This is a genomic window from Marinobacter sp. NFXS9 (assembly GCF_040148665.1).
Taxonomy (GTDB): Bacteria; Pseudomonadota; Gammaproteobacteria; order Pseudomonadales; family Oleiphilaceae; genus Marinobacter_A; species Marinobacter_A mangrovi.
This window is the reverse complement of the sequence record NZ_JAGDDW010000002.1, coordinates 197,504-213,657: the sequence shown is the minus strand read 5'-3', so window position 1 is coordinate 213,657 and position 16,154 is coordinate 197,504. Positions and strand designations below refer to the sequence as shown.

Annotated in this window: 12 protein-coding genes; 2 read left to right on the top strand and 10 right to left on the bottom strand. The window is 61.5% G+C overall.

Going from position 1 to position 16,154, the window contains the following annotated elements; all coding sequences use genetic code 11:
- The first annotated feature begins 16 nt into the window (after positions 1 to 16).
- Positions 17 to 1,663: an FMN-binding glutamate synthase family protein gene (locus J3364_RS04580; protein WP_349557135.1), complete on the top strand. Its 1,647-nt coding sequence runs from the start codon at positions 17 to 19 to the stop codon at positions 1,661 to 1,663.
- On the opposite strand, the gene J3364_RS04575 is transcribed toward J3364_RS04580, so the two are convergent.
- The 8 genes from J3364_RS04575 to J3364_RS04540 all read right to left on the bottom strand — a co-directional run bounded on the left by J3364_RS04575 (position 1,660) and on the right by J3364_RS04540 (position 11,715).
- Positions 1,660 to 3,699 (bottom strand): hypothetical protein, encoded by a 2,040-nt coding sequence (locus J3364_RS04575; RefSeq protein ID WP_349557133.1) that lies wholly within the window; start codon positions 3,697 to 3,699, stop codon positions 1,660 to 1,662. The two genes, J3364_RS04580 and J3364_RS04575, sit on opposite strands and share 4 nt — an antisense overlap.
- Positions 3,700 to 3,732: 33 nt before the next feature.
- Complete coding sequence (locus J3364_RS04570) at positions 3,733 to 4,974, bottom strand: ATP-grasp domain-containing protein (RefSeq protein ID WP_349557131.1); 1,242 nt, start codon at positions 4,972 to 4,974, stop codon at positions 3,733 to 3,735.
- A 146-nt stretch (positions 4,975 to 5,120) separates the two neighbouring features.
- On the bottom strand, positions 5,121 to 6,236 hold the full coding sequence (locus J3364_RS04565) for an ABC transporter ATP-binding protein (protein WP_349557129.1): 1,116 nt from the start codon (positions 6,234 to 6,236) through the stop codon (positions 5,121 to 5,123).
- A gap of 10 nt (positions 6,237 to 6,246) precedes the next feature.
- On the bottom strand, positions 6,247 to 7,116 hold the full coding sequence (locus tag J3364_RS04560) for a carbohydrate ABC transporter permease (RefSeq protein WP_349557127.1): 870 nt from the start codon (positions 7,114 to 7,116) through the stop codon (positions 6,247 to 6,249).
- Positions 7,109 to 8,038 (bottom strand): carbohydrate ABC transporter permease, encoded by a 930-nt coding sequence (locus J3364_RS04555; RefSeq protein ID WP_123633087.1) that lies wholly within the window; start codon positions 8,036 to 8,038, stop codon positions 7,109 to 7,111. The genes J3364_RS04560 and J3364_RS04555 overlap by 8 nt, the downstream gene beginning before the upstream one ends.
- A 75-nt stretch (positions 8,039 to 8,113) precedes the next feature.
- Entirely contained in the window at positions 8,114 to 9,364 is a 1,251-nt protein-coding gene (locus J3364_RS04550; protein WP_349557126.1) for an ABC transporter substrate-binding protein, read from the bottom strand.
- A gap of 184 nt (positions 9,365 to 9,548) precedes the next feature.
- Positions 9,549 to 11,006, bottom strand: coding sequence for an ATP-binding protein (locus tag J3364_RS04545; protein WP_349557124.1), 1,458 nt, complete (start codon positions 11,004 to 11,006; stop codon positions 9,549 to 9,551).
- Complete coding sequence (locus J3364_RS04540) at positions 10,999 to 11,715, bottom strand: response regulator (protein WP_123633083.1); 717 nt, start codon at positions 11,713 to 11,715, stop codon at positions 10,999 to 11,001. The genes J3364_RS04545 and J3364_RS04540 overlap by 8 nt, the downstream gene beginning before the upstream one ends.
- A gap of 260 nt (positions 11,716 to 11,975) precedes the next feature.
- On the opposite strand from J3364_RS04540, the gene J3364_RS04535 reads away from it, so the two are divergent.
- Positions 11,976 to 13,289, top strand: coding sequence for an erythromycin esterase family protein (locus J3364_RS04535; RefSeq protein ID WP_349557123.1), 1,314 nt, complete (start codon positions 11,976 to 11,978; stop codon positions 13,287 to 13,289).
- A gap of 5 nt (positions 13,290 to 13,294) precedes the next feature.
- Here J3364_RS04535 and glgP read toward each other — a convergent pair whose 3' ends face one another.
- On the bottom strand, positions 13,295 to 15,784 hold the full coding sequence (glgP, locus tag J3364_RS04530; RefSeq protein WP_349557121.1) for an alpha-glucan family phosphorylase: 2,490 nt from the start codon (positions 15,782 to 15,784) through the stop codon (positions 13,295 to 13,297).
- On the bottom strand, positions 15,771 to 16,154 hold the full coding sequence (locus tag J3364_RS04525; RefSeq protein ID WP_349557119.1) for a PilZ domain-containing protein: 384 nt from the start codon (positions 16,152 to 16,154) through the stop codon (positions 15,771 to 15,773). The genes glgP and J3364_RS04525 overlap by 14 nt, the downstream gene beginning before the upstream one ends.

Sequence of the window (16,154 nt, the reverse complement as noted above, 5' to 3'; positions counted from 1 at the left end):
GGGAGTCTGCTCGCGCATGTCCAAGTCGTCATCCTCCTTTCCCGCGCGCTACCTGGCCTACTACATTGCCCTGGCAGGTTTTGTGGCCACACTGGTGCTGGCCTGGTTCTATCCGTCGACCCTGATCCTGCCGATCCTGTTTGGGGTACTGGTGGTGCTGGGGACCTACGACATCCTGCAGAAACGGCACACGGTCAGCCGGCTCTACCCGATCCTCGCGCACATCCGCTATTTCCTGGAATCCATCGGCCCGGAAATCCGCCAGTACTTCATCCAGCGTGACACCGAAGAGACGCCCTTCTCCCGGGAACAGCGGGCCATCGTCTACCAGCGGGCCAAGAACGTCCTGGACAAGCGGCCGTTCGGCTCCATGCATGATATGTATGCCGAGGGCTATGAGTGGATCAACCACTCCATCGCGCCAGTGGACCACCAGGACAGCGACTTCCGTGTGGTGGTGGGCAAGCACTGCAAACAGCCCTACAGCGTCAGCATCTTCAACATCTCTGCCATGAGTTTCGGCTCGCTCTCGGCCAACGCCATCCTGGCGCTCAACAAGGGTGCCAAGAAAGGCAACTTCTACCACGACACCGGGGAAGGCTCGATCTCGCGCTACCATCGGGAATACGGCGGCGATCTGGTCTGGGAAATCGGTTCCGGTTATTTCGGCTGCCGCAACAAGGACGGCTCCTTCAACGAGGAGCTGTTCGTGCGCAACGCCACCCGCGATCAGGTGCGCATGATTGAAATCAAGCTGTCGCAAGGAGCCAAGCCCGGCCACGGCGGCATCTTGCCGGGGCCCAAGGTCACGCCGGAAATCGCGGAGGCGCGCGGCGTGGATCCCTGGGAGGATGTGGAATCACCGGCCAGTCACAGCGCGTTCCGCACGCCGCTGGAACTGATGGATTTCATCGAGCATCTGCGGGAGATCTCCGGCGGCAAACCGGTCGGCTTCAAGCTGGCAATCGGTCATCCCTGGGAATGGTTCGGGCTGGTTAAAGCCATGCTGCAGACCGGCAAGAAACCGGATTTCATCGTGGTCGACGGCGGAGAAGGCGGCACCGGCGCCGCGCCCCTGGAATTCACGAACCGCCTGGGCATGCCCATGACGGAAGCGCTGTTGCTGGTGCACAACACACTGGTGGGCGCGAATTTGCGCGAAGACATCGCCGTCGGTGCCGCCGGCAAGATCACGTCCGCCTTCAACATTGCCCGCACCCTGGCGCTGGGCGCCGACTGGTGCAACGCGGCCCGGGGCTTCATGTTCTCGCTGGGCTGCATCCAGTCCCAGAACTGCCACACCGGGCGCTGCCCCAGTGGCGTGGCCACCCAGGATCCCAAACGCAGCCAGAAGCTGGACGTGGCCGACAAGAGCGAGCGGGTCTACAACTTCCATCGCAACACCATGGAAGCACTGACGAACCTGCTGGGCGCTGCCGGTTTGCGACATCCCCGGGAACTGGGGCCGGAGCATATCATCCGGCGGGTGGATGAAAACGAAGTACAGCCTTACATGGATCTGTTCCGATTCCTGGAACCGGGCGCGCTGATCGACGGCCATATCGATATACCGATCTTCGCAAAATACTGGGATGTGGCCCGGGCGGAATCGTTCGAAGCGCCCGAATTCGTCAAGAAGCTGCGGGAAACCAAACTGCGCTAATCGCCACCATCCTGCGCATCCACCCCCTGCCCTGCCTGCAGTTCCGCTGCGGGCAGGCGATCCGCCCCCCAACTGCGATGGACCCGGTCCATGACATCCTGCAGTTCTTCCGGCCGCACGTTGGCCAGCGCCCCATGCTCCAACGGATCGTAGTGGAAGATGTAGAGCCGCGAGGCAAACTCGCCGAACGCCAACGAGGACTCGCCATGGCGTTCATCGTGCCCGGAGGTGCTGACCTTGATGCCGTCGCCCCAGTCCTGGGCACTGTCGTTATTGGGATTGAAGAAATACACCCGCATAACGTCTTCGGGATCCAGCCCGACACGCAGGATCGAGATGGCGTGCCAGCCAATGAATCGGGCAGCGCTGTCAGTCACAGCAATGCCTGCCGGCTGCGGGTGAATCAACGGTTGGTTGCCGTTGTAGTAGGGATGATAGCTGGCGTAGAAATGGCGTAGAAAGGTGTCCTCGTCGTGCAAATGCCCCGTCGCCACATCCACATTGATGCGGAAACCCCGGCCACACCACCACCCGTGGAATTCGGGATTGATCCAGCGGTGCGGGTCACCGTCACGGTCATCACAGAGGCGGCCCATTTCGCCATAGATCCGGTCCAGATGAGGCACCAGGATCAGCGAGACCGCATCCAGGTCCAGATGCAATTCTTTGGCAACGCCGCCCGCGCTGGCAACTGAAGAAACCGGCTTGCCTTCGAAATGCATGATGATTTCATCGTCCCGGGCGGCCCATACCAACAGCTGCAACAGGTAATCCGGATCGCTGTATGACCACATGGAAATCGCCCGAGCCGACTGGCAGGTCGGGTTGTTCCCCTGCCCCACACCTAACGGCTGCCCCAGCACACAAATGACGCCCTCAAGGAGCCGGGCACGCGGTGAGGCCGACTCCCCGAAAACCAGCGCCAACTGTTCCCGCGTGGTACGCGATAACGGCAGATTGACCTGCCGCCACAGCGCTGGTCCCATCGCCGGGTTGTAGAGAATGCCACGCTCCAGCATCAGCGCGAGGCCATAGACGGTCTGCGATGTCTCCGGATGAACACTTTCCTGGATCAACGCATGCACCAGTTCGCGATAGCACAGCAGACAGTCCCGGCCGGTGCTTGACAGGCCCAGCGCCTCGGACAGCAACTGGTCCCCCTGATCCAGGAGAAAGCGCACCAGTACCGCGTGGTAGGCGGACACCAGCCCCGTGTCGTGCATGGCCCGGGCACAGCCCATGGCCTCCGCCTGCAGACGTCGCTGGTCCATGGCGGCCAGTCGTTCCTCGTATACAGACAGTCCGGGATCTTCACGGCAGGCCTCGGTCGGCCCGAAGAGGCTGCTGACCAGTCGATGCGCGCCCTGACCACTGGCACCCAGATCGATGTCCGGGTTGCTGTTGCAGATCGCAATCTGGGTAATCATCTGCTTGACCGGACCGGTAAGAATCGGGCGCTGTTCGATGATCCGCCAGATCTCGGCAATCAGTTGATCGATCACGTGCTCGTAACCGATGCGATCGGCCAAATGGCGCACCAGTGCCCGGGACAGGCCGGCCAGGCGACCCTGCTGTTCCCGCTCCGCTTCTCCAGGCGCGCCGAACAGCAGGGCCAGGTTCATGGCCAACACTTGAGCCAGGAAATGATGCGCCTGCTCTGAGGACACCTGGGGATGCCGATAGCGGCCCATGGCCACCGCCAACAGTCGCAGCTCACTCAGAGCCTCCACCGCCAGGGTATCGGCGACGGGACTCTTGAGCGACTGCGGTGTCAGGGACGGCACAAGAATATGGGGGTGGGCCCAGTCGGTCCCCTCGAAAACGCCGGCTTCTTCCAGCGCCTGAGCCCGCTGCTCCACCGCTGCACAACCACCCGGCTGCAACAGGACGCGCCGTACCAGATCAAAGACGACGGGCACCTTGCCGGGTTTGGCGAACGTTCTGGCGCCGGCCAACTGGGTGGTTGCTTCGTCCAGTTTGGCCAGCAGCCCCTCGAGTTTTCCGGGGGCTGCCTGCGGGCTGATGGGGTTGTCCACTCGACGTCCTCGTGATCGGGAAAAGTCGACAGACTACACGTAAAAGTCCAGCTCTTCCTGATGTTTCAGGAGATCGCGCATCTTGTGGGGATCGTCACCCTTGAAGTAGAGCAGCCCCCAGTGAGTCCCGAAGGCCGTGCGCTTGGTTACTGTATCCTGCATGGGCGGCGCCAGGTCGTTGGACTCGTAGTACGGGTGATCCTCGGTTTCCTCCGGAATTTCCAGGCGGCTGACCACCCGCAGTCGCGGATAGACCCCGAAACAACCGGCATAGCACTTGGCATCCACCACCTCTTTCGGGAAGAAGGCAGTGATTTCCTCTTCGGTGGTCTTGGGATCGAACGCCAGGATCATGCCCTGATAGGCGTTGAAGCCGTACACCCGTTCGAGTAGCTCGAACACCTTGAAGCCCGGCGGGCGATACGCCACCTCGCCGAAGTACATCTCGCCATCGTTGGTGACGAAATATTCCGGGTGGACGAACCCGAAATCGATATCGAACGTCTTGATCAGCTTCTCGATCTGCTCCGTAATCTGCGGCCGGTACTTTTCCAGCTCCGGCGAGGCCGGCACGAAGACCGAATACCCCAGGGTGACGTACTCGGAAATGTTGAGGAAGCGGATCTTGCCGTTATGAATCCAGGCTTCCACCGCAAACTCCCAGCCGTCCAGGTGGGATTCCATCAGGACCGGGAATTCCTCCTCGGGAATGGTATCGACCTCGTCCGGCGTGCGGATCACCCGGTGGCCGAGGCAACCGGCCTTGTCGAAGGCCTTGAGGTGAATCGGGTCGTTGGGGTCGCCGTCGAGTTTGAGCAGCGTCTGGTTGACCCGTTTCAGGAATCGGATGACGTCATCACGATCGTGCGCTTCCTCAAAGATGCCCACCCGAATACCGCCGAGTTGGGCGCGCCGTTTCATCAGCGCCTTGTCCCGCAACAGCATGGCTTGGCCAAACAGGCGGGGTTTGTCCAGCAGGACTGCATTGATCGCGCCGGCCCATTCCACCGTCTCCTCGAACAGCGGAATCGCCACGTTGACGCCCATGTCCTTCAGCGTTTGTGCAATTTCCATGGAGCGGTCGTTCAGCCGTTCAAAATTCCAGGGCACGTAGGGAATCTTGTGTTCCTGGCAGTAACTCTCGGCCCATTCGGGCGCTACAACAACGTAGCGGCGGTTGAATTGATCGGCGGCTTCCACCGCGTTCAGACTCCAACCGAGCAAGGCAATATACCCCTTGTCCGGATCGTAGGAACCACTGACTTGATCAGACATCCCTCATTCTCCTTTTTGGGTATCGGTCTTTTACCCTACACCAACCAAGCATGGATAAAAAATAGTCAGACCGGACGGAAAACGACGAATTCGGAGGAAGGGGCCCCGGCCGCCAGGAGGAGACGCCGGCCGGGGCAAGGGCTGGATCAGATATCGATGCGCGCTTCCTTGCCGGCCTCAAAGTAGACCGCACGGCTGAGATCGATCATCAGTTCGGCCGGTTCACCGGGATCCACGGTATGGTCCGGATCCAGTCGACAGTGCACTTCGGTGTCGTTGATCTTGATCAGGGCCATCACATCCGGACCTGTCGGCTCGGTGACCTCGATCCGGAATTTGCCGGAAGACGTCGCCTCCTGCCCGGCTTTGTGCGCCAGCGGCTGGGTAATGTGCTCCGGGCGGATACCCAGATGGATTTCCTTGCCTTCGTAGGCAGCCAGTTTCTCCGGCAGCGGCACGTAGATCTGCTCGCCGTCGGCACTGCGCATGCTGGCGCGCAGGTTGCCGCCGTCGTTCTCCACCGTCAGCGGGATGAAGCTCATGGCCGGTGAACCGATGAAGCTGGCCACGTAGCGACAGGACGGACGCTCGTAGATTTCCTTGGGAGAGCCCAACTGCAGCAACTCACCGTCCTTGATCACGGCAATGCGGTCCGCCAGCGTCATGGCCTCGATCTGGTCGTGGGTCACGTAGACGATGGTGGTGCCCAGGCGCTGGTGCAAACGCTTGATTTCCGTGCGCATTTCCACCCGCAGCTTGGCGTCCAGGTTGGACAGCGGCTCGTCGAACAGGTAGAGCTTGGGACGACGCGCCAGCGCGCGGCCCATGGCCACCCGTTGCTGCTGGCCACCGGACAGTTGCGAGGGCTTGCGGTCGAGCAGCGGCTCGATCTGCAGCAGCTTGGCCACACGCTCGACTTCCGCGTCGATCTCTTCCTTGGGCATGCGCCGGATCTTCAGGCCGAACGCGATGTTTTCACGCACCGTCATCGTCGGATACAGCGCGTAGGACTGGAAAACCATCGCGATGTCGCGATCCTTGGGTTCGGCGTTCGTCACATCGCGACCGTCGATCAGGATGCTGCCTTCGGTGACGGTTTCCAGGCCGGCAATGCTGTTCATCAGCGTTGATTTACCGCAGCCGGAGGGTCCTACGAGGATCAGAAACTCACCGGACTCGATGTTAATGTCGATACCCTTGAGCGTTTCCTGGACGGCATTGCCGTAGGTCTTGCGAATACCCTTGAGTTGTAATTGTGCCATTGTCAGACCTCTAACCTTTTACAGCGCCGGACGTCAGTCCGCGAATGAAATACTTCCCTGCCAGGACATAGACGACCAGTGTTGGCAGGGCGGCGATCATGGCGGCGGCCATATCGACGTTGTATTCCTTCACACCGGTACTGGTATTCACGAGATTGTTCAGGCCGACGGTGATCGGCTGGCTGTCACCGCTGGCGAACACCACCCCGAACAGGAAGTCGTTCCAGATCTGGGTGAACTGCCAGATGAAGCACACCATGATGATCGGCACCGACATGGGCAGCAGGATGCGCACGAAGATCGTGACGAATCCGGCGCCATCCAGGCGGGCCGCCTTGATCAGCGCGTCTGGCACGCCCACATAGAAGTTGCGGAAAAACAGCGTAGTAAAGGCCACGCCATAGACCACATGGACAATCACCAGGCCGGTAGTCGTGTTGGCCAGGCCCATCTTGCCCAGAGTCGCCGCCATCGGCAGCAGGATCACCTGGAACGGCAGGAAGCAGCCGAACAGCAGCAGGCTGAAGAAGATGTCCGACCCGCGGAAGCGCCACTTGGACAGCACATAGCCGTTGATCGCACCGAGAGCGGTGGAAATCAGCACCGCCGGGACGGCCATCTTGATGGAGTTCCAGAAGAACCCGCTGACGCCGTTGCACTGGACCCCGGTACAGGCCGTGGACCAGGCCTTGGCCCAGGCATCAAAAGACCAGACTTCCGGGAAACTGATCAGGTTGCCCGAGCGGATATCACCAGTGGTCTTGAAGCTGGTGATGATCATGATGAACACCGGAATCAGGTAGGCCACACACGCCAGCAGCAGCGTGGCATAGATGAGGATCCGGCTGGGGGTGAGTTTTTTCTCGATGTGACTAGCCATTGCGTTGTCCCCTCAGTTCCGAATACAGGTAGGGCACCAGAAGCGCCAGCAGCATGGCCAGCATCATGATGGAACTGGCGGCACCCAGGCCCATCTGGCCGCGAGTGAACGTAAACGAGTACATGAACATGGCTGGCAGGTCGGAGGCGTATCCCGGTCCACCGGATGTCATCGCCATGACCAGGTCGAAGCTCTTGATGGCGATGTGCGCCAGCACCATCACCGAGCTGAAGAACACCGGGCGCATGGCCGGCAGCACAATACGCAGGTAGATCCGCGGCAGGCTCGCCCCGTCGACGCGGGCGGCGTTGATGATGGCCGGATCAATGCCCCGCAGGCCCGCCAGGAACAGCGCCATGACGAAGCCGGACGCCTGCCAGACGGCGGCGATGACGATGGTGTAGATCACCATGTCCGGGTTGGTCAGCCAGTCGAACTTGAAGCTGGTCCATCCCCAGTCGTGCATGAGCTTCTCCAGCCCCAGACTGGGATTGAGAATCCATTGCCACACCGTCCCGGTCACGATCATGGACAGGGCCAGTGGGTAGAGATAGATCGTGCGGATCACACCCTCGTTGCGGATGCGCTGATCCAGCAGGATCGCCAGAAAGCAGCCAATAACCAGGCAGCAGAAGATGAACAGCAGGCCGAAGATGGCCAGGTTCGCACACGCGGTTGCCCAGCGGGCATTGCTGAACAGGTGCGCGTATTGCTCGAAGCCCACGAATTCGTAGCTGGGCAGGAAAGTGGAGCCGGTGAACGACAGGACACCGGTCCAGAACATAAACCCGTAGATACCAACCAGCGCCATGGCAGCCGTCGGCGCAAGCGCCAGTTTGGGCAACCATTGTTGTAAACGCTGGGTCAGTCGGCCACGGGCGGGCTGGGATGCCGTTTCCGACACCACACCAGAGTGAGCCATGGTGAGAACTCCTCAACCGTTATCGGTCAGCGGACGAGGCGCTGGCCAGCGCCCCATCCGGTCTTGCAGGTTAGATCAGAGAGCGGACTGGACAGCAGAAGCCAATTGCTTGGCGGTGGCTTCCGGATCCGCATCCTTGGTGTTGAAGAAGTTCGTGATCACATCGAAGATCTGGCCCTGGATGGCACTGGTGGTCGCCATGCCGTGAGCCATGCTCGGGACCAGGCCGCCTGTATCGGCGGTGGACTTGAAGGCCTTCATGGATGCCTTGGCGCAGTCGTCAAAGCTGGCCATGTCGACATCGGTCCGTACCGGGATGGAACCCTTGGCCTTGTTGAAAATGGTCTGGAACTTCGGACGCAGGATAGTGCGTGCCAGATCCATCTGGGCTTTTTCGTTGGCCTCATTGTTCAGCTTGAACATGGCCAGTGAGTCGATGTTGAACGTAAAGGCGTCCTCGCTGCCCGGAGCCGGTACACAGAGGTAGTCCTTGCCGGCCACCTTGTCGGCCGCCGTGAACTCGCCCTTGGCCCAGTCGCCCATGATCTGCATGGCGGCATCGCCGTTGATGACCATCTTGGTGGCCACGTTCCAGTCACGACCAACCGCGTTCGGGTCGATGTAGTCGCGGATCTTGTGGAACTTGGTCAGCGCCTCAACCATTTTCGGGCCGGACAGCACGTCCATGTCGTGATTCACGAAAGCCGCGGTGTAGTCCTTGGGACCCAGAACCGCCAGGGCAACGGCTTCAAAGACCGTCGCGTCCTGCCAGGCCTGACCACCGTGGGCCAGCGGGATAATGCCGGCGGCCTTGATCTTGTCAGCGACCTCAAAGAATTCGTCCCAGGTGTGCGGAACGTCAACGCCGACTTTCTTGAACACGTCGGGATTGACCCACAGCCAGTTGACCCGGTGTACGTTGACCGGAACGGCCACGTAATGGCCTTCGTACTTCATGATGTCGGAAACGATCGGCGGCAGGACCTGATCCCATTTTTCTTCCTTGGCCACGTCATCGAGATTGGTCAGGAAGCCCAGCTTGGCCCACTCCTGGATGTCGTGGCCCTTGATCTGGGCCGCGGCCGGGGGGTTGCCGGATACCGCGCGTGTCTTGAGGACGGTCATGGCGGCTTCACCACCACCACCGGCGACGGCGAAGTCTTTCCAGGTGTGACCCTGCTCTTCCATCATTTCCTTGAGGACGCCCATGGCCTTGGCCTCGCCACCGGATGTCCACCAGTGGAGCACCTCAACCTGGCCGGCGTGCGCCGGGGAAAGCACAAAACTCAGGCCGATAGCGGCCAGTAAATGCCTGATCGGTTTCATAGGTTGGCACCTTGTTGTTGTTGTGAATGTCATTTTTTCGCTGTCAGCGCTCGACAACGTCATTCGAGTCTATGGCAAGGGGCAAAAGCCTGACGTATCAAAGTGCAAGGTCAATGTAACCGGATCGATACATTGACCTGAAACGCAGCAACCACAAGGCTTGGCCCCAGACAGGCCAGGAGGATTAGTCCGGATTCCGCGGCAGGATCAGCGTCAACCGCAACCCACGCTGTTCCCGGTTGGAGGCTTCAACATCCCCCCCATGGGCGTGGGCGATCGCCCGGGCAATGCCCAGGCCAAGCCCTTCTCCCGGCGCGCTGGGTGACGCCCGGTAGTAGGGCTCGAAGATCTTCTTGAGCTGGTCCGGCGGCAGCCCCGGCCCCTCGTCCTCGAAATGCAGGGTCAAGGTCGTGGGGGAATCCTCGATACGGATCGTGACCCGTTCCCCGTATTTTAGCGCATTATCGAACAGGTTCCCGATGCATCGTCGAAGCGCCAGGGGCTTGCAACGGTATGGCCGCCGGGCCCGTCCCTCCAGAGAGACCTTGCCCGGCGTGCGGGCGGCGGGTTCGGTAACCTGGTCGATCAGACCATGAACGTCCACCGACTCCATATTTTCATAGATGTCATTGTCCTTGACCGACTGCAGCGCGCTCTTGACCAGGAGGTCCAACTCCTGGAGATCCTTCTCGAATTTGGAACGCAGCATCTCATCGTCAAGCAGTTCGCTGCGCAGGCGCAGGCGGGTGATCGGCGTTTTCAAGTCGTGGGATACGGAGGTGAACAACTGCTCACGATCTTTCAGGTAGCGCTGAATCCGGTCTCGCAGCGTGTTAAAGGCCCGTGTGACGGCGACCACTTCACTGCTGCCCCGCTCCGCCAGCGGCGGTCGATCGTCATCGAACGGCATTTCCCGGGCGGCCCGGGCCAGCCGGCGCAGCGGCCGGGTCTGCCAGCGCACCAGCAAAGCAATGAAAGTCAGCAAGAAAATCGTCAGCAGGCCAATGAAGAAGATCTGCTGTTTGGGCAGGCCGCTATCATCCTCCAGCGACACATAGGGCGCTGGCAGCGGCGTCGCCAGATACAGCCACTCATCGGGGGCGATCTCGATCTGCGTCACCAGCACCGGCGGATTGATCGGATCGAGGTTGAGCGCGTAATTGGCCCAGGAGGGCGGCAGGTCCGTCAGCTTCATCTGGCTGTTGAGGATGCGCAGATCCTCCGGCGCCACGAATTCCACCCGAATGGGCAGATCGCCGCCAATCCGTTCCCGCAGCACCTCGGACACCGCATCCACCACGTCCGCCTTGCGGGACGTATCCGGCAACGGCTTCAGGGCGATTTCCCGCTCGTTCAGGGACACGAAAAAGCGCGTACCGCCCATGTTGCGCAACTGCTCCAGCACGATATGCCGGTATTCCAGCGGCAATGACTTGAAAAAGCGGACCGTCGCCGCCGCGGAATAGGCCAGGTTACGGCTACTGTTGATCAGCCCGGCGGTTTCCTGGGCGCGGAAGGTGGTGTACCAGAATGCAGTGGAGATCCCCTGGGCCAGCACCACCGCGACCAGGGTCAACAGCAGCATCCGCGTCAGCAGGGACTGGGGCCGGATGCGCTGGAACAGGGCCCGGACTTTACTCATTCTCGTAACTGACGGTGGCCGTGAGCATGTAGCCCGCGCCGCGCACCGTGCGGATCAGCTTGGGCTGGCGGCCCTTGTCCCCCAACCGGTGCCGCAACCGCGACACGGCCACGTCCACCACCCGGTCCAGCGGATCGGCTTCCCGCCCGCGGGTAACGCCGGCGATGGTGTCGCGATCGAGAATGCTGTTGGCGTGATCCACGAACAGCTTGAGCAACGCGAAATCCGCCCCGGACAGGCTGATGCGCTGCCCGCCCTGGTCATTCAGCTCGTGGGTCTGGCAATCCAGCCGCCACTGGGCGAATCGGACATAGCGCCGGAACCCCTGCTGGCTCAACTGGGAACGCCGCAACAGCGCCTTGATCCGGGCCTGGAGTTCCCGGGCGCTGAAGGGTTTGGCGATGTAGTCGTCCGCGCCGAGTTCAAGACCGATCACCTTGTCGGTTTCGTCGGAACTGGCGGTCAGCATGATGATGGGCAGGGCGAAATGATCCCGCACCCAGCGACACAGGGTGAAGCCGTCGTCGCCGGGCAGCATGATGTCCAGGATCAGCACATCCGGCAGACAGTCATCCATGGCGGCCCGCATGGCCTCGCCATCGGAAGCGGTCCGCACGTGGTAGCCGGCCTGCCCGAGAAAGGTCTGTAGCAATTCGCAGATGTCTTCATCGTCATCCACGACCAATACGGAATGGGTTACTGCAGTCATTGCGCGAAGCCGATTGTGTCCGTTGTTATTTTGAGGTGCCTTCGGTCAGGGCGTGTTGCCACCGGCCCTGTGCCCGGCCACACACTATGTCCTCTGTTCCCCCACCTGTCCAGACAGGCGGGTCATACAGCGCAATGTGGCCACGCCCTGAATCGTGCCCCGAGTCGCACGGGTGTTTGAGATAGATCAACATTCCGGCTCCGCTTCGGTTCAGGCTGGAAAGATGACCAGAACGTCGATCCGAAAACGGGGAAAAACACATGGACACCCAACTCTCGAAAGCGGCACTGACAACGCGGCTGGCCAAAGCCTGCATCCCGTTCCGGGAAATTGCCGACCTGCCGCTCAGCGGTTTAATGCGGCGCATTGGCGATGCGCGAGTGGTGATGATCGGCGAGTCCTCTCACGGTACCTCCGAGTTTTACGAGACCCGCGCCAGGATCACCCGGGCCCTGATCGAACGCGGTCATTTCAGCTTCGTGGCCATCGAGGGGGACTGGCCGGATGCCTCGCGCATCGACCACTACGTCCGTCACAAGGAATACCCGGCGTCGGAGTGGACTGCCTTTGCCCGCTTTCCCACCTGGATGTGGCGCAACGAGGAAGTCCGGCGTTTCGTGGACTGGCTCAGAGGCTGGAACAGCACGCACGCCATGCCGACCCGTGTCGCCTTCCACGGTCTCGATCTCTACAGCCTGTACACCTCGATCCATGAAGTGATCCGTTTCCTGCGGGATCACGATCCGGTCACCGCCAACCAGGCCATGCATCGCTACCAGTGCCTGCTGCCCTATCGGGACGATCCAATCGAATACGCCCGCTCCGCCATTCAGCCGGGCTTCCGAAGCTGCGAGAATGCCATCCTGGAAACCCTCCGCACCCTGTACGAACACCACCGGCAGCTGGAAGCCCATGACGGTGAACGGGTGTTCGACATGCTGCAGAACGCCAACCTCGTCGCCAGCGCCGAAGAGTACTACCGCACGATGTTCTTCTCGGAAAACAACGCCTGGAACCTCCGCGATACCCACATGTTTGCAACGCTGGAACGGCTGTTGGCCCACTATGGCGAGGGTAGTCGGGGCATCGTCTGGGCGCACAACTCCCACGTCGGCGACAGCGACGCTACGGACATGGGAAGACGCGGGGAATTCAATATCGGCCGACTCGCCCGGGCCCGTTTCGGCAACCAGATGTTCAATATTGGCTTCGGTACGGATACCGGCACCGTGGCGGCCGCCTCCGACTGGGGGGCCCGCATGGAAATCAAGTCCGTGCGCCCGGCCCTGCCCGGCAGCTACGAACGCCTGTTCCACGACAGTGGCATCGAGCGGGCCCTGTTGCCCTTACGCCATGGCGATCCCGAACTCATCTACCACTTGCGGCACCAATACCTGCAGCGGGCCATCGGCGTGATCTACCGGCCACAGACGGAACGACAAAGCCACTACTACCACGCCAGCCTGCCGGACCAGTTTGATGAATTCGTCTGGTTCGACCGGACCCAGGCGGTCACCCCACTCACCACGACGGCCATCAAGGGGATGCCCGACACCTATCCGTTCGGCGTGTAGGGTCGCTATCGATACCAGAGAATCAAACCGACCTCCAACGGCGCCTCCAGAACGCCGTGGGGGTCCCGGGGCACGATGCGCGGCGTGAAATCGGTAACCGGACGCACCGAGGGCACGTCGCAGACGTAATTGTAAGCCCCGACGGAGCCCACCAACTCGGCCGATCGCGCCATGGTGCAGGTAATGCTGCCGCCGTCATCGGCGTGGGCATAGAGTTCCACCTGAACCCAGTCCGGCGACATCGGCCCCAGGTGCACCTGCACCACAAACCGGTCGCCCGCCGGCCCTTCGTTGATTGCCAGGTTGCCGAACCGGATCGACGGCCATTGCCGGGTCAGCCCTTCCAGCCAGCCCGCCACCTCAGCCACGCCCACCCGGTTCAGCTCTGCCAACCGCCGGCCGGCGCGCTCGTAACACAGGAAAACGTACTCCCGCAGCATGCGATTAGCGGAATATTCGGCGGTCAGTGTGGCCATACTGGCTCGCATCGTGGCCAGCCATTGACGTGGCAGGCCTTCCATGTCCTGGTCGTAGAAACGCGGAATGACGTCGTTTTCAAGGCAGTTATACAAGGCTTCGGCGTCCAGAGTGTCGTCCGCTATGTGTTCGGCACCGATCCCCCAGCCCACCTCCGGCGACCAGGCCTCGGCCCACCAGCCATCCAGTTGCGACAGGTTCAGCCCGCCGTTGACCAGCACTTTCATGCCGCTGGTACCACAGGCTTCCCAGGAGGTCCGCGGCGTGTTGATCCAGACGTCAACGCCCTGCACCATCATCTCCGCGATCCGCAGGTCGTAGTCTTCCAGGAAAATGACACGCCCCGCCACGTCGTCCCGCTGCATGAAGGCGTGCCACCGCGCCAGTCGTTCCTTGCCGTCGGTGTCTTTCGGGTGCGCCTTCCCCGACAGGATCAGCTGTACCGGACGTGTCGGTTGGCTCAGCATGGCGGCAAACCGGTCCGGGTCAGTCAACAGCAGGTCGGGTCGTTTGTAGGCGGTAAAGCGGCGGGCAAAACCGAGGGTGAGGACGTCCTCTTCAAGACGGTCGCCCGTGTCCATCGCCGCGCCCTGCCGGCCGCCCTGCTGACGCAGCCGTTCCCGCACGAACGTCAGCAGGCGACTGCGATTGTTTGCCCGCAACTGCCACAGGGCGTGGTCGTCCACCGTTTGGATGGCCTCATCCAGGCCCACCATGGTGTGGCACCAGCGATGTTTGCCGCATTGGCGGGTCCAGAGTTCGTCCGCCTCCGGCGAGTCCCAGGAGGGCGTGTGGACGCCGTTGGTGATCGCCAGGATGGGCACCTCGTCGTCCGGCCAGCGGGGAAAGACCGGCCGCAGGATTTCCCGGGAGACGGTCTGGTGCAGCTTGCTGACACAGGTGACGGCACCCGCCAGTCGCAGGGACAGGAACGCCATGTTTAAGAAACCATCACTGCCCTGAGCCGGCTGGCCCAGCCTGATCAGATCGTCCAGCGACAGACCAAGAGGCTCCGTCAAACCGGACAGGTACTTGCGGACCAGATCGACCGGAAATCGATCGAACCCGGCCGGCAGGGGGGTGTGCGTGGTAAAGATATTGCCGATACGAGTGGCCACCCGGGCCGCTTCAAAGCTGGTCTGATGCACCTCCCGGTATCGGCGCAGCCGTTCGAGCGCGGCAAATCCCGTATGCCCTTCGTTCATGTGGCATACCGAAGCCTCGATGCCGGCCGCTTCGAGCAGGCGCCAGCCGCCAATGCCCAGCAGCAGCTCCTGCTCCAGCCTCTTCTCGTCGTCGCCTCCGTAGAGTTCGCTGGTGATCCCCCGATCACCGGGATCGTTACGCGGATCGTTGCTGTCCAGAAGCAACAGACGACAACGCCCGACGATAGCCTGCCAGGCCCTGAGGCGAACGGGACGTCCGGGGAACTCGACGGTGATGTGGATCCACTGCCCTGCATCATCACGCAGGGGTGACAGGGGCAGCATGGACGGGTCGTTGTAGGGGAAGAACTCCAACTGGCGGCCGGCGCTGGTGATGCTCTGATGGAAATACCCCTGCTGGTAGAACAGGCCAACGGCAACGACCGGAACGCCAAGATCGTGGGCAGACTTGAGCAGGTCGCCGGCCAGTACACCCAGCCCGCCCGAGTAGATGGGCAGCGACTCGGTGATACCGAACTCCATGGAGAAGAAAGCCACCGTGCCGAACGGTGTGCCCCGATACTCGGTTTCAAACCAGGTCTTCTGGGCTTGCTGGGCGGCGTACTCGTCCTGCTGTTGCTGCACCAGGGCCAGGAAATCCGCATCCCCGGCCAGCTGCTCCAGATGCTCGTCGGAAATGGAATGCAGGACCAGCCAGGCATTGCGCGTGGTGTGCCAGAGTGCCGGGTCCATGGTGCGCCAGATGTCGTCGCCGCTGTGATGCCAGGTCCATTGCAGATCCAAGGCCAGCGCAGCCAGCGGGCTTAGCGGCGGCGGTAAATGTCGGGCCAGGTAACTCTCAAGCGCCTTCATAGCTGGCTGCACCAGCAGAATGCCCGGAGACAGGCTGCCTGTGCTCAGCCAGCCACCGCCGCAGCCTGGAGACATCGTCCCGCTGCCGCGCCGTCATGGCATCGAACTCGACGGCAATACCGTGGTTCTCGACCCGGACCACCATGCCGTGGGAAATCCGGCAATAGCGCCGGGTTTTCTTCGAGGACTCATCGGGCGAGAGGTATTGCAGCTCCACGGGCTGGTTGACCGAAAAGGTACCGGGCGGCATCGTGATGAAGAAGCCACTGCGACCGAGATTGGCGGTGTGGGTGTTGTACTGGAACCCCCGACTGTCGATCAGGGTGACAGGTAATCGGGCGGACAGACGAATGCCTTGACGATGATCCAT